General features: G+C 74.2%; 16 protein-coding genes and 1 riboswitch. Of the genes, 9 read left to right on the top strand and 7 right to left on the bottom strand.

The window, feature by feature from the left end; translation table 11 throughout:
* Positions 1–348: 348 nt before the first annotated feature.
* From B042_RS0109800 to B042_RS0109790, 3 genes are all read right to left on the bottom strand, one after another.
* Complete coding sequence (locus B042_RS0109800) at positions 349–1,737, bottom strand: GH1 family beta-glucosidase (protein WP_028648141.1); 1,389 nt, start codon at positions 1,735–1,737, stop codon at positions 349–351.
* A 125-nt stretch (positions 1,738–1,862) separates the two neighbouring features.
* The gene (locus tag B042_RS0109795; protein ID WP_028648140.1) at positions 1,863–2,072 is read right to left on the bottom strand and encodes a 4-oxalocrotonate tautomerase family protein; all 210 of its coding nucleotides are present in this window, start codon (positions 2,070–2,072) and stop codon (positions 1,863–1,865) included.
* Positions 2,073–2,148: 76 nt separating this feature from the next.
* Positions 2,149–2,907, bottom strand: coding sequence for an SDR family oxidoreductase (locus B042_RS0109790; protein ID WP_028648168.1), 759 nt, complete (start codon positions 2,905–2,907; stop codon positions 2,149–2,151).
* 102 nt (positions 2,908–3,009) lie between these two features.
* On the opposite strand from B042_RS0109790, the gene B042_RS0109785 reads away from it, so the two are divergent.
* The 8 genes from B042_RS0109785 to B042_RS0109745 all read left to right on the top strand — a co-directional run bounded on the left by B042_RS0109785 (position 3,010) and on the right by B042_RS0109745 (position 14,117).
* Positions 3,010–3,861 (top strand): helix-turn-helix transcriptional regulator, encoded by an 852-nt coding sequence (locus B042_RS0109785; RefSeq protein ID WP_036554469.1) that lies wholly within the window; start codon positions 3,010–3,012, stop codon positions 3,859–3,861.
* Positions 3,862–4,396: 535 nt separating this feature from the next.
* Positions 4,397–4,606: riboswitch (cobalamin riboswitch) on the top strand.
* A 58-nt stretch (positions 4,607–4,664) separates the two neighbouring features.
* On the top strand, positions 4,665–5,699 hold the full coding sequence (locus B042_RS0109775; protein ID WP_028648138.1) for an ABC transporter substrate-binding protein: 1,035 nt from the start codon (positions 4,665–4,667) through the stop codon (positions 5,697–5,699).
* The gene (locus B042_RS0109770) at positions 5,696–6,712 is read left to right on the top strand and encodes an iron ABC transporter permease (RefSeq protein WP_028648137.1); all 1,017 of its coding nucleotides are present in this window, start codon (positions 5,696–5,698) and stop codon (positions 6,710–6,712) included. Before B042_RS0109775 ends, B042_RS0109770 begins: the two co-directional genes overlap by 4 nt.
* Entirely contained in the window at positions 6,709–7,590 is an 882-nt protein-coding gene (locus B042_RS22635; protein ID WP_197024238.1) for an ABC transporter ATP-binding protein, read from the top strand. The genes B042_RS0109770 and B042_RS22635 overlap by 4 nt, the downstream gene beginning before the upstream one ends.
* Entirely contained in the window at positions 7,587–11,174 is a 3,588-nt protein-coding gene (cobN, locus tag B042_RS0109760; protein ID WP_028648136.1) for a cobaltochelatase subunit CobN, read from the top strand. Before B042_RS22635 ends, cobN begins: the two co-directional genes overlap by 4 nt.
* Complete coding sequence (gene cobF, locus B042_RS0109755; RefSeq protein WP_028648135.1) at positions 11,171–11,893, top strand: precorrin-6A synthase (deacetylating); 723 nt, start codon at positions 11,171–11,173, stop codon at positions 11,891–11,893. The genes cobN and cobF overlap by 4 nt, the downstream gene beginning before the upstream one ends.
* The gene (locus tag B042_RS0109750; protein ID WP_028648134.1) at positions 11,890–13,398 is read left to right on the top strand and encodes a cobyric acid synthase; all 1,509 of its coding nucleotides are present in this window, start codon (positions 11,890–11,892) and stop codon (positions 13,396–13,398) included. The genes cobF and B042_RS0109750 overlap by 4 nt, the downstream gene beginning before the upstream one ends.
* Complete coding sequence (locus B042_RS0109745; RefSeq protein WP_028648133.1) at positions 13,395–14,117, top strand: cobalt-precorrin-6A reductase; 723 nt, start codon at positions 13,395–13,397, stop codon at positions 14,115–14,117. The genes B042_RS0109750 and B042_RS0109745 overlap by 4 nt, the downstream gene beginning before the upstream one ends.
* 47 nt (positions 14,118–14,164) lie before the next feature.
* Here B042_RS0109745 and B042_RS0109740 read toward each other — a convergent pair whose 3' ends face one another.
* Together B042_RS0109740 and B042_RS0109735 are read right to left on the bottom strand one after the other, a co-directional pair.
* Complete coding sequence (locus B042_RS0109740; RefSeq protein ID WP_028648132.1) at positions 14,165–14,956, bottom strand: MBL fold metallo-hydrolase; 792 nt, start codon at positions 14,954–14,956, stop codon at positions 14,165–14,167.
* Between the two features lie 137 nt (positions 14,957–15,093).
* Positions 15,094–15,456: a VOC family protein gene (locus B042_RS0109735; protein ID WP_051415584.1), complete on the bottom strand. Its 363-nt coding sequence runs from the start codon at positions 15,454–15,456 to the stop codon at positions 15,094–15,096.
* A 207-nt stretch (positions 15,457–15,663) separates the two neighbouring features.
* On the opposite strand from B042_RS0109735, the gene B042_RS0109730 reads away from it, so the two are divergent.
* Entirely contained in the window at positions 15,664–16,287 is a 624-nt protein-coding gene (locus tag B042_RS0109730) for an RNA-binding domain-containing protein (RefSeq protein ID WP_028648130.1), read from the top strand.
* A 60-nt stretch (positions 16,288–16,347) separates the two neighbouring features.
* On the opposite strand, the gene B042_RS0109725 is transcribed toward B042_RS0109730, so the two are convergent.
* Both B042_RS0109725 and B042_RS22630 read right to left on the bottom strand, forming a co-directional pair.
* Complete coding sequence (locus tag B042_RS0109725; RefSeq protein ID WP_028648129.1) at positions 16,348–17,301, bottom strand: cobalamin biosynthesis protein; 954 nt, start codon at positions 17,299–17,301, stop codon at positions 16,348–16,350.
* Positions 17,283–19,703, bottom strand: a complete 2,421-nt coding sequence (locus B042_RS22630) for a cobyrinate a,c-diamide synthase (protein ID WP_036554531.1) — start codon at positions 19,701–19,703, stop codon at positions 17,283–17,285. Before B042_RS22630 ends, B042_RS0109725 begins: the two co-directional genes overlap by 19 nt.
* Positions 19,704–19,710: the final 7 nt, after the last annotated feature.

Raw genomic sequence — 19,710 nt, 5'->3', positions numbered from 1 at the left:
GGCTTCCCTCCAGCCTACGGCGGCGGACGGCCCTCGTACAGGAAATCCGTACCACCGCCCGAGGCGCGGCGCTTGTCAGCGGCGTGCGGACCCACGCCTTCCCGAGGCCCCGTCGGCACATCGCACGAACGGCGGCACCGGAAATTGCCCCGATTGCGCAGAGACGGGCACCGGTTCCCCCTCCAGGAGGTGGACACGGCCCGGGCTGGATCCGATCCACCGCGACGGGGCGGCCGCCCTCGTGCGGCCCGGCCCCACCGAAAGCCGATCGTCAATGGAGGTCAGAGCGCCTCCACACCGGTCCGGTGCCGCGATCGAGCGGACCGACGGTGGGAGGGTCCGCTCGGGTCACCCACGCTCGGCCCGGCGGGCGCGGTGCTCCCGCAGGAAGTCCCGATACCAGTGGTAGCTGTCCTTGGGGTGGCGCTCCAGGGTGTCGTAGTCGACCCGAACCAGCCCGAACCGCCGGTCGTAGCCGAAGGCCCACTCGAAGTTGTCCAGCAGCGACCACACGAAGTAGCCGCGCACGTCCACGCCCGCCTCGATCGCCCTGGCCAGGGACGCCAGGTGGTCGCGCAGGTAGTCCACCCGCCCGGTGTCGCGGACCCGGCCCCGCGCGTCGGGCCGGTCGTCCTCGGCCGAGCCGTTCTCGGTGATGAACACGGGCGGCATGCCGGGGTAGCGGCGGTTCAGGTCCACGAGCAGGTCGGCGAAGGTGTCGGGGACGACCGGCCACCCCATGGTGGTGTGCCGCACGCCCTCGAAGGGCACCTGTTCGGTGCCGATGTCCGCGGCGGTGCGCAATTCGGGGTCGGGTTCGGTGTGCGGGGCGTCGCGCAGCATGATCGGCCGGTAGTAGTTGATCCCCAGGAAGTCCAGCGACTGGGCGATCACCTCCAGGTCTCCCTCGCGGCGGTGGGAGCCGTCGGCCAGGGCGCCCCAGGTCTCGGTCTCGTTGTCGGGGTAGGCACCGGTGAGGATCGGATCCAGCCAGGTGCGGTTGTGCAGGGTGCGCGCCCGCTCCACGGCCGCACGATCGGCCTCGCTGTCGGTGGCGGGCAGCAGGTGGTCGGGGTTGAGGGTGATCCCCACCTGCTCGGCTCCGGCGTCGCGCAGTTCACCGACGGCCAGACCGTGGGCGAGCAGGAGGTGGTGGGCGGCGGCCAACGCGGGACGGCCCTCCCTGGTTCCGGGTGCGTGGCGGCCCACGGCGTGGCCGACGAAGGCCGAGCAGAAGGGTTCGTTGAGGGTGATCCAGCGGCGGACGCGGTCGCCGAGGCGGTCGGCGACCAGTCCGGCGTACTCGGCGAAGCGGTGCGCGGTGTCCCGGTCGCGCCAGCCGCCGCCGTCCTCCAGGGCCTGGGGCAGGTCCCAGTGGTAGAGGGTGAGGGCGGGTTCGATCCCGGCCTCCAGGACCGTGTCCACCAGGCGGTCGTAGAAGGCCAGGCCCTCGGGGTTGGCCGGGCCGCGGCCGGTGGGCTGGACCCGGGGCCAGGCGACGGAGAAGCGGTACAGGTCCACCCCGAGGCCGGCCATGAGCGCGACGTCCTCGGGGTAGCGGTGGTAGTGGTCGCAGGCGGTGTCGCCGCTTTCGCCCCGGGCGACGCGGCCGGGGGTGCGGCAGTAGGTGTCCCAGATCGAGGGGCCCCGTCCGCCCTCGTGTGCCGCTCCCTCCACCTGGTAGGCAGCGGTGGCGGTGCCGAAGAGCAGTTCAGGTGGGAGGGCGGGGTCGCTCATGCTGGGACCTTCCTGATTGGGAGCGCTCCCACCCTAATGGTCCCCTCGTCCGGCTCGGAAGGGAAGCGTCCCCTCCCCGGCTCGGGGCGGCCCGGCGGTCTCCACCGCCGGGCCGCCCGGGCCCGTCAGGAACCGCCGTTGAGCATGGCCGCGGTGAGGACGTTTCCGGCCACACCCCAGCCGCCGTCGACGACCTCGTCGACCAGCACGACCGTGGTGGCCCTGGCGCGCTCACCGTAGAGGTCGGCGTACAGATCGGTGGTGCGCTCGACGATCTCCTTCTTCTGCTCGTCGGTGAGGGTGTCGGCAGGGACCTTGAAGTTGGCGAAGGGCATGGATCTCTCCTCCAGTCGAAAGCGGGTAAGGCGGGTGTTCCTCCGCCGGAGCGGAAGTCCGGTGGTGCGGCCGGGGCTAGACGATCCCGCCGTTGGCGCGCACGATCTGGCCGTTGACCCAGTGCCCCGCGGGCGAGGCCAGGAAGGCCACGGTCGCGGCCATGTCCTCGGGGGTGCCCAGCCGCTCCAGCGGGGCCCGCCGCGCGAGCGCGGCCACGGTCTCCTCGTCCTTGCCCTCGAAGAAGAGTTCGGTGGCCGTGGGGCCCGGAGCGACGGCGTTGACACTCACGTCGCGCCCCCGCAACTCTTGTGCGAGGACCTGGGTCATCACCTCGACGGCCCCCTTGCTCGCCGCGTAGGCGCCGTAGGAGGGGAAGCGCAGGCCGACGACTGAGGAGGACAGCGTCACGATCGCGCCGCCCGGGCGGACCCGCCGGGCCGCCTGCTGGGCGACCACGAACGCGCCGCGGACGTTGGTGCGGTGCAGGGCGTCGAACTCCGCCAGGTCGAGGCCGGCGATCGGTGCGAGCGCGATCCGCCCGGCGGAGTGGACCACCGCGTCCACCCCGCCGAAGGCCCGCTCCGCGGTGTCGAAGCTCTCCGCGACCGCGTCCGGGTCGGCGACGTCGGCGGCCGATGCCAGCGCCCGCCCGCCGCCCGCCTCGATCTCGCTCACCACGGCGTCGGCCTCACCCTTGTTCGCGGCGTAGCCGACGACGACCGCCATGCCCTGACCGGCGAGGGCGAGGGCAACGGCGCGGCCGATCCCCCGGGATCCTCCGGTGACGACCGCGACGCGGGACTCCGCGGTGTTCGTGCTGTTCTGTGTGGTCATGCCCCCATACTGAGCGGCTTCGGCAAGAAGTGGCAGAGGCTCCGGACAGGGGGGACGCCGTCCCCTGTCTCCCGCGGCCGGACAGGGCGCACACTGGAGACGATGAGTACCGCCAAGTACGCCGAACTCGGTGCCTTCCTGCGCTCGCGCCGTGACCGCGTGCGCCCCTCCGACGTGGGCCTGCCGCACGGGCCGCGCCGCCGCGTGCCGGGGCTGCGGCGCGACGAGGTCGCCCAGTTGGCGGGTGCCTCGGTGGAGTACTACACCGAACTGGAGCGCGGCCGCGGATCCCAGCCCTCGGAACAGATGCTGAGCGCTCTGGCACGGGCGCTGCGGCTCACCCGCGACGAGCGCGACCACCTCTACCGTTTGGCGCACCGCCCGGTGCCCGCCGACGGCGGCGGCGCCTCGCACGTCCACCCGGGCATGCTGGACCTGCTGGACCGGCTGGACACCACCCCGGCCCAGGTGATCACCGACCTGCACGTCACACTCGTCCAGAACCGGCTGGCGGTCGCGCTGCTCGGCGACCAGTCGGGATTCCACGGCAGGCGGGCGAGCTTCGTCTACCGGTGGTTCACCGACCCCGCGGCCCGCGACCTGTACCCCGAGGAGGACCACGACGGTCAGACACGCGCCTTCACCGCCGACCTCAGGGCGGCGGCGGGGCGGCGGGAGTCGTCGGACACCGAGGCCGTGTCCCTGGTCACGGCGCTGCTCGACGAGTCACCGGAGTTCGCGCGGGTGTGGGCCGAACACGATGTGGCGTTCCGGCGCCAGGACCGCAAGCGGATCCGGCACCCGGAACTGGGGACCCTGGAGGTCGACTGCCTGAACCTGTTCAGTGAGGACGGGCGCCAGCGGCTGCTGTGGTTCACCCCGGCCGTGGGGACCGACAGCGCCGACCGCCTCGCGCTGCTGTCGGTGCTCGGCACACAGGACATGGCCCGTTGACGTCCTTCCCTGGGCGAACCCCGGGAAGGACGTCAAGAACCCCCCGACGGCCGGTCGGCCCTCTTCGTCCGCCGCGAACAGGGCACCGCACGGATCCACCTGCGCGGGATCCAGCCCGAGCGCGGCCTCGGCCCCGGATCCCGCTCCGACCCGCCAGCCGGCCACGAACTGGCCATCGGAGGCGAGTCCTGCGACGGGTTCCTGTACGAGTCCTACTCCTGGGCCGGCCTGGACCCGCCAGGCTTGGTGGTCCCCTGGGCCCGGGACCAGGAGGAGTCCCCACAGCCCGGCCTGTCGCCGCTGAGCCGCGTGTCGGGGGGCCACGAGGCGCTGTCCGGCACCGGAGCCTGCTCGGCTCCTGGGCGACGGGGACCACGTCACAGGAGGGGGCGCCTCTGCGTGCGCACCACGCACGGCGGGGTCGCGCCGGTGGAGGTGCTCGACGCGTCCGACCGTTCCGCCCGCCCACCCCGCACCCCGTGGGCGGGGTAACGCGGGCCAATCGGCTTCGCCCTCCCTACGGCAAAAGGCGGCTTGGTACCCTTCCAGGGCCAGTCGTACCACTTTCGTGGTCAGGGAATCCGGTGTGAATCCGGAACTGACGCGCAGCGGTGATGGGGACGGGCGGGGTATCGCGCCACTGGGCGGGGCCGCGGCGACCGAGCGTCGGAGCGGCCGCTCCCGGGAAGGCACCCCGTCCGGGTGAACCAGAGTCCGAAGACCTGCTGGCACCCGCGCGCCGACCGCGCGCGGGGTCCACGGCCAGGCTCCGCGTTCGAGCCCCGACACAAAGGCATACCTCCATGCTGCGCACAGCGCTGTCCCCCGCCCCTGCCCTGCTCGCCCTCTCCCTCCTGGCCACCGCCTGCGGCGCGGCCCCCGAGGAGGCCGAGGACGGCTCCGGGGCCGCCGCCGGCACCCCGACCCTCGACAACTGCGGGCACGGGGTCGCCGTGGGATCGCCCCCGGAGCGGGTCGTCTCCCTCAACCAGGGCACCACCGAAATCCTGCTCTCCCTCGGCCTTGAGGAGCGCGTCGTCGGCACCGCCACCTGGACCGACCCGATCATGGAGGGGCTGGAGGAGGCGAACTCCGGCATCCCGCGCCTGGCCGAGAACAACCCGTCTTTCGAGGCGGTCTTGGAGGCCGAGCCGGACTTCGTGACCGCCTCCTTCGAGTCCACGCTCGGCGCGGGCGGCGTCGCCACCCGGGAGCAGTTCGAGGACCTGGGCGTGGGCACCTACGTGTCCCCCTCCGACTGCGCGGCGGGCAAGGACAACGACAGCGGCGGCGACGGCTCACGCAGTGAGGCGCTCACCCTGGACACCGTCTACGGGGAGGTGCGCGACCTGGCCCGGATCTTCGGGGTGGCCGAACGCGGCGAGGAGCTCGTCGCGGAGCTGGAGCAGCGAGTGGACACGGCCACCGACGGGCTGGACGTCGCGGACGTGACGGTCATGTACTGGTTCGCCAATTCCGAGTCGCCCTACCTCGCGGGCTGCTGCGGCGCCCCCGGCATCATCACCCGCGCGGTGGGCGCGGAGAACGCCTTCGACGACACCCGCGACGAGTGGCCCCAGATCAACTGGGAGACCGTCGCCGACCGCGACCCGGACGTCATCGTGCTCGGCGACCTGACCCGCGACTCGCAGACGGCGGAGACCGCGCAGGCCAAGATCGGCTTCCTGGAGGACAACCCCGCCACCGCCGAACTCACCGCCGTGCGCGATGAGCGCTACGTCCTGCTCAGCGGGCAGGCCATGAACCCGACCATCCGCACGGTCGAGGGCATCGAGATCGTCGCCGCCGGGCTGCGGGATCTCGGGCTCGCCCTGTGAGGGCCCTCCAGCTCGTCCTGCTGGTCGTCGGCGGTCTGGTGGCGCTGGCCGCGTCCGTCGCGGTCTCGGTGACCCTCGGCCCCGCCGACATCTCCACCCTCGACGTGTGGCGGTCCGTCTGCGCCCGCCTGGGGTGGGGCGAGTCCCCCCTGAGCGCGCTGCGCGAGGGCATCGTGTGGGACCTGCGTATGCCGCGTACCCTGCTCGCCGCGGTGTGCGGGGCTGGCCTGGCCCTGTGCGGGGCGGTCATGCAGTCCCTGCTGCGCAACCCGCTCGCCGACCCGTTCGTGCTCGGGGTGTCCTCCGGTGCCTCGACCGGCGCGGTCGCGGTGCTGGTGCTGGGCTGGGGCGCCGGCGCGGTGTCCCTGTCGGCGGGCGCCTTCGTGGGTGCGCTGGCCTCCTTCGGCCTGGTGATGCTGCTGGCGCACACCCTCGGCGGCAGCCTGGACCGGGTGGTGCTGTCCGGGGTCGCGGCCATGCAGTTGTTCTCGGCGCTGACCTCGGTGATCGTGCTGACGTCGGCGTCGGCGGAGACCACCCGGGGCGTGCTGTTCTGGCTGCTGGGCTCGCTCAGCGGTTCGCGGTGGTCCGACGTGGCGCTGTGCGCGGGCGTGCTGGGCCTGGTGCTCGCCGTCTGCCTCGCACACAGCACGACCCTGGACGGGTTCGCCTTCGGCGAGGAGGCGGCGGCGAGTCTGGGCATCCGGGTGACCCGGGTACGTCTGGTACTGCTGTGCGCCACCGCGCTGCTCACGGCGGCACTCGTCAGCTCGGCGGGGGCGATCGGTTTCGTGGGGCTGGTGCTGCCGCACGCCACCCGTGCGCTCACCGGCCCCGGACACGCCCGGCTGCTGCCCGTCACGGCACTGATCGGTGCCGTCTTCCTGGTGTGGGTGGACACGGCCGCCCGCACCGTGCTCGACCCGCGGGAGATCCCGGTGGGGGTGGTGACCTCCCTCATCGGGGTGCCCGCCTTCGTCGCCGTGCTCTACCGCGCCAGGAGGCGCACGTGAGAGACCTCGAACCCGGTGCGGCGCCCTCCGGAGGGCTGCGCGCCGACGCCGTGGGGCACCGAACCGGACGGCGGCTGGTCCTGGACGGCGTCACCCTCGCCCCGCGGCCCGGCGAGACCGTCGGCCTGCTGGGACCCAACGGTTCGGGCAAGTCCACCCTGCTCAGGATCCTCGGCGGCGTCCTCGAACCCACCGCGGGGACGGTCACCCTGGACGGCCGTCCGCTGCACCGGTACGGCCGCCGCGCCGCCGCGCGCCGTATCGCCGCCGTCCAGCAGAGCTCCCAGGCCCAGACCGAGTTGACCGTGCGGGACGTGGTGTCCCTGGGGCGCGTCCCGCACCGCCGCCCGTGGGCGGTGGCCTCCGGGGCGGACCGCCGGGCCGTGGACGCGGCCCTGAAGCGGGCCGGGCTCACCGGCCGGGCGGACCAGTCCTGGCACACCCTCTCCGGCGGCGAGCGCCAACGCACCCAGATCGCCCGCGCCCTCGCCCAGGAGCCGAACGAGCTACTGCTCGACGAACCCACCAACCACCTCGACATCCAGCACCAGATCGACCTGATGGAGCTGATCACGGGTCTGCCCGTCACCACCGTGATCGCCCTGCACGACCTCAACCTGGCCGCGATGTACTGCGACCGCCTGCTCGTCCTGCGCGGCGGCCGCGCCGCGGCGGAGGGCACGCCCGCCCAGGTCCTGACCCCGTCGCTCATCGCGGACGTCTACGGGGTCCGGGCCGAGGTCGGCTCCGGGCCGGGGTATCCGGTGATCCGGTTCCTGCGACGCGGCAGCGGAAGCGGCGCACAGGGGGCGGTACACGCGAACGCACACGGCACGACCACGACCACCGTCAGCACCGAGGAAGGAATCCGACCTTGACGCGGATCGCTCTGCTGTCCACCTCCGACACCGACCTGCTCTCCGCACGGGCCAGCGGAGCCGACTACACGTGGGCCAACCCCTCACGCGCCTCCGACGCCGTGCTCACCGACACCGTCGGGGGCGCCGACGTGGTGGTGGTGCGCCTGCTGGGCTCCCCGCACGATCTGTGGCCGGGCCTGGACGACGCCCGGGGGCGTGGCACACCGCTGGTCGTCCTCGGCGGCGAGCAGCAGCCCAGCGCCGAACTGATGGAGCACTCCACCGTCCCCATCGGGCTGGCGGCCGACGCCCACCGCTACCTCGCGGAGGGCGGGCCGGCCAACCTGGGGCGTCTGCACGCCTTCCTGTCGGACACCGTGCTGCTGACCGGGGAGGGGTTCGAGCCGCCCGAGCCCGTCCCGGCGTGGGGCCGCGGCGCACGCGACCTGCCCGACGCCCCGGGGCTGCCCCGGGTGGGCATCCTCTACTACCGGGCGCACGAGGCCAGCGGCAACACCGCGTTCGCGCACGCGCTGGCCGACGCGGTCGACGCCACCGGGACGGCCGTGGGCGTGCCCGTGTTCGCGGGGTCGCTGCGCTCGGCCCCCGACGAGCTGTTCGAGGCGCTGGCGGAGTTCGACGCCCTGGTGGTCACCGTGCTGGCGGCGGGCGGCAGTGTGCCCGCGTCGGCGGGAGCGGGCGGCCACGACGAGGCGTGGGACGTGGAGCGGATCGCCGCGCTGGACGTGCCGGTCCTCCAAGGGCTGTGCCTGACCAGCTCGCGCGCCGACTGGGAGGCCTCCGACGACGGGGTCACCCCGCTGGACTCGGCGAGCCAGATCGCCATCCCGGAGTTCGACGGGCGGATCATCACGGTGCCCTTCTCCTTCAAGGAGTTCGACAGCGACGGGCTGCCCCACTACCGGGCCGACGCCGAGCGCTGCGCCCGCTTGGCCGGGACCGCTGCCGCCCACGCCCGGCTGCGGCACGTGCCGCCCGCCGAGAAGCGGATCGCGGTGGTGCTGTCGGCCTACCCCACCAAGCACTCGCGAATCGGCAACGCGGTCGGCCTGGACACCCCGCGGTCACTGGTGCGGCTGCTGCGCCGCCTGCGCGCCGAGGGCTACGACCTGGGCGGGCCCGACGCCCTGCCCGGCCTGGACCTGGCCGACGACACCGAGGCCGGGGACGCCCTGGTGCACGCCCTGATCGCGGCGGGCGGCCAGGACGAGGACTGGCTGACCTCCGGGCAGATGACCGATGCCCAGGTGCGGATCACGCCGGAGGAGTACTCCGCCTGGACCGGGCACCTGCCCGCGTCGCTGAAGGAGGCGATGGCCGAGCACTGGGGCCCCGCGCCCGGCCGCCTGTACGTCAACGACTCCGGTGAGCTGGTCCTGGCGGCGATGCGTGCCGGGAACGTCGTCGTCCTGGTCCAGCCGCCGCGCGGGTTCGGGGAGAACCCGGTGGCGATCTACCACGACCCGGACCTGCCGCCCAGCCACCACTACCTGGCCGCCTACCGGTGGCTGGAGCACGGGTTCGGCGCGCACGCCGTCGTCCACCTGGGCAAGCACGGCTCCCTGGAGTGGCTGCCGGGCAAGAACGCCGCGCTGTCGGCCGAGTGCGCCACGGACGCGGTGCTCGGCGACCTGCCGCTGGTGTACCCGTTCCTGGTCAACGACCCGGGCGAGGGGGCGCAGGCCAAGCGCCGCGCCCACGCCACGGTCGTCGACCACCTCATTCCGCCGATGGCGCGCGCGGAGACCTACGGCGACATCACGCGGCTGGAGCAGTTGCTGGACGAGTACGCCAACATCGCGGCCATGGACCCGGCGAAGCTGCCCGCGATCCGCGGCGAGATCTGGTCGCTGATGCGCGCGGCGGAGATGCACCGCGACCTGGGTCTGGAGGAGCGGCCCGGTGACGAGGAGTTCGACGACTTCCTGCTGCACGTCGACGGCTGGCTGTGCGAGATCAAGGACGTGCAGATCCGCGACGGCCTGCACGTGCTCGGCGAGGCGCCGGAGGGTGGGACGCGGGTGAACCTCGTGCTGGCCGTGCTGCGGGCCGCGCAGGTATGGAGCGGCGAGCGGGCGGCGCTGCCCGGTCTGCGGTCCGCCCTCGGCCTGAGGGAGGGCGCGCCCACCGCCGAGGTCGACGGGGTGGAGGCGCGCGCCCGCGACCTCGTCGAGCGGATGGAGGCCGCCGACTGGGACCCTGCCGCCTCGGCCGGCCTGCACGACGCACCCGAGGTGCGCCGCGTCCTGGAGTTCGCGGCCACCCAGGTGGTGCCGCGCCTGGCACGCACCACCAACGAACTCGACCACACCGTCCACGCCCTGGCGGGCGGATACGTCCCGGCGGGCCCGTCCGGTTCGCCGCTGCGCGGCCTGGTCAACGTGCTGCCCACGGGACGCAACTTCTACACCGTCGACCCCCGCGCCGTGCCCTCACGGCTGGCCTGGCAGACCGGGCAGGCGATGGCCGAATCGCTGCTGCGCCGCCACCTGGACGAGACCGGCACCTATCCGGAGTCGGTGGGGCTGTCGGTGTGGGGCACCTCCGCGATGCGCACCTCCGGCGACGACATCGCCGAGGTCCTGGCACTGCTGGGCGTGCGCCCGGAGTGGGACGAGGCCTCGCGGCGGGTCTCCCGCCTGGACGTGGTGCCGCTGGAGGAGCTGGGACGTCCGCGCGTGGACGTCACCGTGCGCATCTCCGGCTTCTTCCGCGACGCGTTCCCGCACGTGGTGGCCCTGCTGGACGACGCCGTGACCCTGGTGGCCGACCTGGACGAGCCGGACGAACAGAACTTCGTGCGCGCCCACGCCCGCGCCGACCTGGCCGAGCACGGCGACCGGCGGCGCGCCACCACCCGCATCTTCGGTTCCGCGCCCGGCTCCTACGGCGCGGGCATCCTCCAGGTGGTGGAGTCGGGCACCTGGCGCGACGACCGCGACCTGGCGGAGGTGTACACGGCCTGGGGCGGCTTCGCCTACGGGCGCGGCCTGGACGGCGCCCCGGCCGCCGACGACATGCGCACCAACTACCGCCGGATCAAGGTCGCGGCGAAGAACATCGACAGCGCCGAGCACGACATCGCCGACTCCGACGACTACTTCCAGTACCACGGCGGCATGGTGGCCACGGTGCGCGCGCTGACCGGCTCCGACCCCAAGGCCTACGTGGGCGACTCCACCTCGCCGGACGCGGTGCGCACCCGCACCCTGGGCGAGGAGACGGCGCGCGTGTTCCGGGCCCGGGTGGTGAACCCGCGCTGGATCTCCGCGATGCGCCGCCACGGCTACAAGGGCGCCTTCGAACTGGCGGCGACGGTGGACTACCTGTTCGGGTTCGACGCCACGGCCGGGGTCGTGCACGACTGGATGTACGAGAGGCTCGCGGCGGAGTACGTGCTGGACGAGGCGACGCAGGAGTTCCTGCGCCGCTCCAACCCGTGGGCGCTGCACGGGATCGTGGAGCGCCTGCACGAGGCGGCACGGCGCGGGCTGTGGTCCGAGCCCGACCCGGCGACGCTGGAGGCGCTGACCGAGGTCTACCTGGAGGTGGAGGGCGACATGGAGGACCGGGCGGAGTGAGGGTACGGATCCTCGGTATCGGGATGGGTCCGCAGCACGTCACGGGCGAGGTCGCTGACGCGCTGCGGGGCTGCGACTACGCGGTGGCGGCCCGCAAGCGCGACGGCAACGCCCTGCTGGCCGTACGCCGGCAGGTCTGCGACGCCTACGGTGTGCCCCTGGTGGCCGTGCCCGACCCCGAGCGCGACCGAGACCCGGCGGACTACCGGGCCGCGGTCGCCGCGTGGCACGAGGCGCGCGTGGCCGCCTACGAGCGGGTGCTGGGCGAGCGCGGCGGGACGGCGGCGTTCCTGGTGTGGGGTGACCCGTCGCTGTACGACTCCACCCTGCGGATCGTGCGGGCGATCACCGATCGGGGCGCGATCCCGGTGGAGTTCGACGTGCTGCCGGGGATCAGTGCCCCGCAACTGCTGGCCGCCCGGCACCGGATCGTGCTGCACGAGGTGGGCCGCCCGGTGCACGTCGTTCCAGCGCGCGGACTGGGCGGGGCGGTGGCCGCCGGGCTGGACGGGATCGTCGTCATGCTCGGTGGGGAGAGCGCGTTCGAGGGGCTGGAGGGGTGGTCGGTGTGGTGGGGGGCCAACCTGGGCACCGACACCGAGGAACTGGTCTCCGGTCGGGTCGGCGACGTGCTGCCCGCGATCGGAGCGGCTCGGTCCAGGGCCAGGGAGCGGACCGGGTGGGTCATGGACATCGCCCTGCTGAGGAGGCCGGAATGAGTGCCGTCGGGGGGAGGCGTGCCGGGCTGCTGGTGGCCGGGACCACCTCCGACGCGGGCAAGAGCGCCGTGGCCACCGGGCTGTGCCGGGCCTTCGCGCGGCGCGGGGTGCGGGTGGCGCCCTACAAGGCGCAGAACATGTCCAACAACTCGATGGTCTGCCACGGCCCGGACGGCCGCCCAGCGGAGATCGGGCGCGCCCAGTGGGTGCAGGCGCTGGCCGCCCGCGCCGTGCCGGAACCCGCCATGAACCCGGTGCTGCTCAAACCGGGCGGCGACCGGCGCAGCCACGCCGTCCTGCTCGGCCACCCGGCGGGCGAGGTGTCCTCCTCCGACTGGGAGGCGGGCCGCCGCCACCTGGCACAGGCCGCGCACGCCGCCTTCGACGGCCTGGCCGCGCGCTACGACGTGGTCGTCGCCGAGGGCGCGGGCAGCCCCGCCGAGATCAACCTGCGTTCGGGGGACTACGTGAACATGGGGCTGGCCCGGCACGCGGACCTGCCGGCGGTGGTGGTCGGCGACATCGACCGGGGTGGGGTGTTCGCCGCGATGTACGGCACGGTGGGTCTGCTGGAGGCGGCGGACCAGGCGCTGGTGGCGGGGTTCGTGGTCAACAAGTTCCGGGGGGACCCCGCGCTGCTGCGGCCCGGGCTGGACAGCCTGGAGCGGATGACCGGGCGTCGGGTGTACGGCACCCTGCCGTGGGACCAAAGGCTGTGGCTGGACTCCGAGGACGCCCTGGACCTGGAGGGCCGCCGGTCGACGGGGACCGCCGCCCGCAAGGTGGCGGTGGTACGGCTGCCCCGGATCAGCAACTTCACCGACGTGGACGCCCTGGGGCTGGAGCCCGGCCTGGACGTGGTGTTCGCCTCCGGCCCGCGCGACCTGGCCGACGCGGACCTGGTGGTACTGCCCGGCACCCGGGCCACCCTCGCCGACCTGGTGTGGCTGCGTGCGCGCGGGCTGGACCGGGCGGTCGCCGAACACGTGCGACGCGGCCGTCCGCTGCTCGGTGTCTGCGGCGGGTTCCAGATGCTCGGCCGGGCCGTCGCCGACCCCGACGGGGTGGAGGCCGCGCCGGGCACGGCGGCGGAGGGCCTGGGGCTGCTCGACGTGCGTACCGGTTTCACGGCGGAGAAGACCCTGGGGCTGCCGTCCGGAAAGGCGTGGGGCGTGCCCGTGGACGGCTACGAGATCCACCACGGCCGGGTCGCGGTGGGCGGCGGCGCTGAGGCGTTTCCGGGCGGTGCACGGTCAGGGCGGGTGTTCGGCACCCTGTGGCACGGCTGTCTGGAGGGCGACGCCTTCCGCTCCGCCTTCCTGGCCGAGGCACTCGGCCTGGAGCCCTCCGGGGTGTGCTTCGCCGATGCCCGGGAGCGGCGTATCGATCTGCTCGCCGACCTGTTGGAGGAGCACGTGGACACCGGCGCGCTGCTCGGCCTGGCCCGTGAGGGTGCTCCGGAGGGGCTGCCGGTGCTGGCCCCCGGTGGAAGCGGTGCCGCGTGAGACTCCTGTTGTTGGGCGGCACCTCCGAGGCCCGCGAGCTCGCCGCTCTCCTGGTGGAGGCGGGCGTGGACGTCACCACGTCGTTGGCCGGGCGGGTGGCCCGGCCGCGCCTGCCGGTGGGCCGGGTGCGCGTCGGCGGGTTCGGCGGGGTGCCGGGGCTGCGTGCGGCGCTCGCCGACTACGACGCGGTGGTGGACGCCACCCACCCCTTCGCGACGGGCATGAGCGCCAACGCTGCGGCGGCCTGCACCGATCTTCCCCTGCTGCGGTTGGAGCGGCCCGGGTGGGAACCCGATCCGGCCTGGTACTACGTCGACGACCACGAGGCGGCCGCCGCACGGGCCGCCGAACTCGGGGAGCGGCCCTTCCTCACGGTGGGCCGCCAGGAGCTGGCCCGGCTCGTCCCGGCGCTGGGGCCGCTGGCGGTGCTGGCCCGGGTCGTGGACGTGCCCGACCTGGACCTGCCCGCTGCCTGGCGGCTGGTGACCAGCCGGGGACCCTACCGGCTGGGCGGTGAGCGGGAGCTGATGGCCGGGCACGGCGCGGACGTGCTGGTGACCAAGGACGCGGGCGGTACCTACACTTGGCCGAAGATGGCGGCGGCACGGCTGCTGGGCGTGCCGGTCGTGGTGGTGCGCCGTCCGTGGGGCCCGGCCGGGGTGCCCACCGTCCACGACGTGGCGTCGGCTTTCGACTGGGTGCGCGCCCTGCGCCGGTGAACCGGGGCCGCACCGGGACGCTGGGCCTCGGCGCGGCCGGACCCGGTTCAGCCGCGCTGTCCCCAGTCGAGGAGGTCGGCCAGGCCCGCGGCGGCGAAGGCGGCGGCCAGGTCGTCCCGGCCCTCGGTGAAGTGGGCCCAGCCCTCGTAGTGGACGGGGACCACGCGCCGGGCGCCGAGGACACGTGCCGCCTCGGCCGCCTGGGCGCTGTCGAGGACGAGGGTGCTTCCGCCGAAGATCTCGGGGAAGCGCGGTGCGCCGGCGAACAGCAGGGCGGTGTCCACGGGGGCGAAGCGCTCGGCGATCCGCTCGACCGCGTCGAGGCTGGCGTTGTCACCGCTGACGTAGACGGTGGGCAGGCCCTCGCCGGTCAGGACGAAGCCGACGACCTGGCCGGTGAACGGTTCGACCTCCTCGCGGGGTCCGGGGCCGTGGACGGCCGGGACGGCGGTCACGGTGACGGTCCCTCCCCCGGGTCGGTCCAGTTCGGCGCTCTCCCCGTCGGCCAGGCCCCGGGCCGTGCCGCCGAGGCGCTTGCCACCGCCGGTCGTGGTCAGGGTGAGGGGGACGTCGGCGAGCAGTGCGCGGCCGGAGGTGTCGAGGTTGTCGGGGTGCTCGTCGTGGGAGAGCAGCACGGCGTCGACGCGTCCGAGGTCGGCGGGGACACCCGCGGCGGGGGCGGTCTTGGTCAGGGTCGGCCCGGCGACGGCGTTCTGGTCGCCGGGGGCGTCGAAGGTCGGGTCGGTCAGGAAGCGCAGGCCGCCGTAGTCGAAGAGGGCGGTCGGCCCGCCGAAGACGCGGACGGGGAACTGCGCGGTGGTGGTGCCGGTCGCGGACATGAGCACATACCTCACGGATAGAAGATGTTTTATCCGTGATGCACTCTAGATCCACCTCACGAATAGAAGCAAGTTCTTCCGTGAGAAATAGGTGTGGCCCGCTGCGAACAGCGGGCCACTGCGGACAGGGCCGGCACTCAGACCTCCGGTGCGGGCTCGACCCCGACCTGCCAGACGTGGCCGTCCGGGTCGGTGCACAGGGCGACACAGCCCCACGGCCGGTGCTCGGGTTCGGCGAGCACCCCTCCCCCGGCGTCCCGGACCCGCCCGACCAGTTCGGCCACCTCCCCCTCGGTCGGCACCCCCGCACCCAGGAGGCACTCGCTGGTCCCGGCCGGGGTGAGGGCGCGACCGTCACCCAGAACCCAGTCGAACCCGTCGTCGGGAACGAGCACCAGAACGGTGCGCTGGTCGAGGCGGAACATCAGCGGTTCGGGCATCCCGTCCTCGGCGGGCTCCCCGATGGGCTCGAACCCGAAGGCGTCGCGGTAGAACCGCATCGACGCCGCCCGGCCGGAGATCGGCAGGCAGACCTAGAGATCACGGACCCGCACGGACATGTTCGCTCCTCTTCGATCGGGACACACGACAGGGCATCCCCATCCGAGAACGACAACAATGCGGCGCCCAGTCGAAGGTTGCCCACTAGGTTGCCCACTAGTTCTAGCGGGCAACCTAATGGGCAACCCGCCAGTGGAGCGTGCACGATGACGAACTCTTCGCACTGGTACGGGACCTGCGACGTTTCGGTGGCGACCTCGTCCGACGTCGAGGTCAAGAGAGCGCACGACAGGCTGCCCAAGTCCACGCACGAGACACTGTCCGCCTTCGCGAACAAGGAGGGCGGCGTCCTGATCCTCGGCCTGGACGAGAAGAGCGGCTTCGAGTCCGTCGGGGTGAGGGACGCGGCCAAGCTCGTTGCCGACCTCGGGCCGCAGTGCTCGGAGTTCGAGCCACCCATCCGTGCCGACATCAAGACCCGCAGATTCGAGTCGGTGGACCTCATCGTCGCGGAGATCCCGGAGACCCTTCCGGCGCAGAAGCCGTGCCACCTCAAGTCGATGGGGATCTATCAGGGCAGCTTCATACGTGTCGGTGACGGTGACCGCCGCATGACGCAGTACGAGATCCTCGCCGCTCTGGACGAGGGCGCTCTGAGCCGCTCGGAGATCCAGACCAGGACGGGGCTGCCCAGACAAACGGTCTTGCGGTGGCTGGACCGGCTGAAGCGAGCAGGCCTTGTGGAGAGCCTCGGACGGAACCGCAACGAGATCCGCTACCAACGGACCGGGCAGCAACGCTTGACCGAGGCCGACGACGTGAACGGCTGAGAACCGAGAGCGTGATCCCTGCCGGAGAAGGACACAGGGGCGGCGCCGCACCCGCAGGGCTCAGCGACGGCCGGGCACCATTGCGGCGACGGCCGCCGCCGTGCACACCGCGCCCAGGCCCACCCGGCGGGCCAGCGCCGTGGCGCGCCCGATGTCGGCGGGCGCGGCCTGGCGCCCCTCACCCATGACCGGGCGGTGCTCGGTCCGGTCCCCGTACCGGTTGGTACCGCCCAGGCGGATGCCCAGGGCGCCCGCGAAGGACGCCTCCACCACCCCGGCGTTGGGGCTGGGGTGGGCACCGGCGTCGCGGCGCCACGCCCGCAGCGCCGCGCGCGCCCGCCCCGGCGCGGCGGCCGCCGCCCAGGCACCCGCCAGGCGCGCACCGGGCACGTTGAGCACGTCGTCCAAGCGGGCGGACGCCCAACCGAAGCGGGCGTAGCGCACGCCGCGGTGCCCGACCATGGCGTCGAGCGTGTTGGCGGCGCGGTAGGCCAGCAGACCGGGTGCTCCGGCGAGCGCCCCCCAGACCAGCGGCGCGACCACCGCGTCGGAGGTGTTCTCGGCCACCGACTCCACGACGGCCCGCGCCACCTGCGCAGAGTCCAGCGCGCTGGTGTCGCGCCCCACCAGGGAGCGTAGCCGTCGGCGCGCGGCGAGCAGGTCACCGGCGGCGAGCAGCGCGTGCACGGCGTCGGCCTCCCGTTCCAGCGAGCGCCCGCCGAGCACGGTCCACGTGGCCAGGGCGGTCACCGCCACCCGTGCCGCCGGACGGCGGGCGGCCGCCCGCTCCAGGACGGCGCCCAGCCCTGCGGCGGCGCCCACCAGGAGGGCGGTGTGGGCGGCACCGCGCGCGTGCGCGTCGGCGTACAGGCGCCGCTCCAGCGCCGCCGCCACCCTGCCGAACCCGGCCACCGGGTGGAACCGGCGGGGGTCGCCCAGCAGCCGGTCCGCACCGTACCCCAGCAGGAGGCCGGCGGCCCGGGCCCCGCGGGCGTTCAGGCGCGGTCGGCGCACGACCGCACCTCCCCGGCCAGGGCGTCGAGCAGGAGGCGGGAGGTCTCCGGGGGGCGCACGGCCACGCGCACCCAGGAGGCGTCCAGCCCGGGGAAGGTGTCGGCCCGCCGCGCCGCCACGCCCCGGGCGCGCAGACGGGCGTGGACGCCCTCGCCCGCCCGCACGAGGACGAACGGTGCGCGCGAGGGCACGAAGGGCAGACCCGCCGCGCGCAGACCGGATTCGAGGAAGGCGCGCCAGCCCTCCAAAGTCCGCGCGCGCTCCAGCGCCTCGGCGCCCGCCCGCCCGCCCGTGCAGGCGACGGTGGCGGCGACGGCCGGGGCCGACACCGACCACGGCGTCTGCGCGCGTGCCATCTCGGCGATCACCACCGCGTCCCCGACGGCGTACCCGGCGCGGATACCCGGGATCGACCAGTGCTTGGTGAGGCTGCGCAGCACCACCAGCCCCTCGCTGCGCTCACCGGCCAGCGACTCCGGCTCGCCCGGCACGGCGTCCATGAACGCCTCGTCCACGGCCACCACCCGCCCGGGACGGCACAGCTTGCGCAGAGCCCGGGCCGGGTGCAGGACACCGGTGGGGTTGGTCGGGTTGCCCACCACCACCAGGTCGGCGTCCTCGGGCACGGCCCCGGGGTCGAACGCGAACCCGTCCCCGGCGGCGCAGAACACGGGGGTGACGGTGTGCCCGGCCTGTTCCAGTGCGGCGTGCGGCTCGGTGAACTGGGGGTGCACCACGACCGGCCGACGCCAGGGCCGCACCCGCGCGAGCAGGGTGAACGCCTCCGCGGCACCCGCCGTCGGCAGCGCCTCGGCGCTTTCGCGGCCGTGGCGGCGGGCGACCGCGTCACGGGCCGGTGCGGGGTCGGGGTAGGCGTCGGCGCGGTCCAGGCTCTCGTGCAGAACCCGGTCCAGCCAGGCGGGGCGCGGCCCGGCGTAGACGTTGACGGCGAAGTCCAGCAGGCCGCCGCGCGCCTCGGTGTCGCCGTGGTGGCGCAACGGTTCGGCGACCGGTTCCGGGAGGTCCGCGAGGGTGCCGGGCGGTCGGCTCGCGGCGCGGAGCGGAGCGGTGGCGGGACGTGCTGCGCTCCCCCGGGCCGCGTCGGCGAACCGGGCGGCGAACCGGGGGTGCCCGGCCCAGTGGACGTGCAGATAGGAGGCGTGCAGAGTCGGTGAGGCGAACCCCTCCGGCCCGCCGTCGATCTCCCACGCCTGGCCGCCCTCGGCGGAGCCGGGGGTGAGGCGTGTGCGGTGGAACTCGTGGCCGGTCGCCCGCTCCCCCGCCCGGGTGAGCAGGGTGTCGCGGGGCGCGGCCGCCTCGGGATAGCGCAGGGTGAGGCGCTCCGTCATCCGGGCGTCGGCGGGAACGGCACCGGCCATGGGGGCGCCGTCGAGGGAGCGCGCCAGGTAGAGCAGCCCGGCGCACTCGGCGACCGTGGGCACCCCCTCGGCCACGGCCTCCCCCAGTTCGTTCAGCAGGCCCCGGTTGGCGGACAGTCGGCCGACGTACACCTCCGGGAAGCCGCCGCCCAGATAGACGCCCCGGGTCCCGGCGGGCAGCGCCGTGTCGGTGAGCGGGTCGAAGCCGACCACCTCGCATCCGGCGGCGGTGAGCAGCTCCTCGGTCTCGGGATAGCGGAAGGTGAAGGCCCGGCCGCCCGCCACGGCCACCACCGGCCGGCCCCGTCCCGGGGCCGCCCCCAGTTCCCGAACCGGGTCCCAGGGCCGGGCGTCCAGGTCGGGCGCGGACCGGGCCAGGTCGAGCAGCGCGGCCAGGTCCACCTGCTCGGCGACGCGCTCGCCGAGCCGCCGGACCACCTCCGCGGATTCGGCGCGCTCGGCCGCCGGGACGAGCCCCAGGTGCCGGGACGGACGGGAGATCCCCCCGTCGCGGCCCACCACGCCCAGGACGGGCAGGCGTGTGGAGCGGACGATCTCGGCGGTGTTGCGCTCCGATCCCGCCTTGTTGAGGATCACGCCCGCCACCTGGACCCCCGGGTCGTAGGCGGCCATACCCGCCACCAGCGCACCCACCGACCGCGACATGCGGGACACGTCCACCACCAGCACCACCGGTGTGCGGGTCAGTGCGGCCACGTGCGCCGACGAGGCGAACCCGCCGGTGCCGATCCGCCCGTCGTGCAGACCCATCACCCCCTCCACGACCGCGACGTCGGCGCCGCGCGCGCCGTGCAGCAGCAGCGGCACCACCCGGTCCTCCCCCACCAGGTGGGGGTCCAGGTTGCGGCCGGGCCGCCCAGTGGCCAGCGCGTGGTAGCCGGGGTCGATGTAGTCGGGCCCCACCTTGTGGCCGCTCACCGCGTACCCGGCCTCGCGCAGCGCCGCCATGATCCCGGTGGCGACGGTGGTCTTGCCCTGCCCGGTCATGGGTGCGGCAACCATCAGCCGG

This window comes from Nocardiopsis sp. CNT312, from assembly GCF_000515115.1.
Taxonomy (GTDB): domain Bacteria; phylum Actinomycetota; class Actinomycetes; order Streptosporangiales; family Streptosporangiaceae; genus Nocardiopsis.
The sequence above is the reverse complement of the archived record's forward strand: the minus strand, read 5'-3'. Positions and strand labels throughout refer to the sequence as shown.

Bases quoted from the DNA above. Each gene is read 5' to 3' on its own strand.
- B042_RS0109800 (WP_028648141.1), bottom strand. From the start codon at position 1,737: ATGAGCGACCCCGCCCTCCCACCTGAACTGCTCTTCGGCACCGCCACC.
- B042_RS0109795 (WP_028648140.1), bottom strand. From the start codon at position 2,072: ATGCCCTTCGCCAACTTCAAGGTCCCTGCCGACACCCTCACCGACGAG.
- B042_RS0109790 (WP_028648168.1), bottom strand. From the start codon at position 2,907: ATGACCACACAGAACAGCACGAACACCGCGGAGTCCCGCGTCGCGGTC.
- B042_RS0109785 (WP_036554469.1), top strand. From the start codon at position 3,010: ATGAGTACCGCCAAGTACGCCGAACTCGGTGCCTTCCTGCGCTCGCGC.
- B042_RS0109775 (WP_028648138.1), top strand. From the start codon at position 4,665: ATGCTGCGCACAGCGCTGTCCCCCGCCCCTGCCCTGCTCGCCCTCTCC.
- B042_RS0109750 (WP_028648134.1), top strand. From the start codon at position 11,890: ATGAGTGCCGTCGGGGGGAGGCGTGCCGGGCTGCTGGTGGCCGGGACC.
- B042_RS0109740 (WP_028648132.1), bottom strand. From the start codon at position 14,956: ATGTCCGCGACCGGCACCACCACCGCGCAGTTCCCCGTCCGCGTCTTC.
- B042_RS0109735 (WP_051415584.1), bottom strand. From the start codon at position 15,456: ATGCGGTTCTACCGCGACGCCTTCGGGTTCGAGCCCATCGGGGAGCCC.
- B042_RS0109730 (WP_028648130.1), top strand. From the start codon at position 15,664: ATGACGAACTCTTCGCACTGGTACGGGACCTGCGACGTTTCGGTGGCG.
- B042_RS22630 (WP_036554531.1), bottom strand. From the start codon at position 19,703: ATGGTTGCCGCACCCATGACCGGGCAGGGCAAGACCACCGTCGCCACC.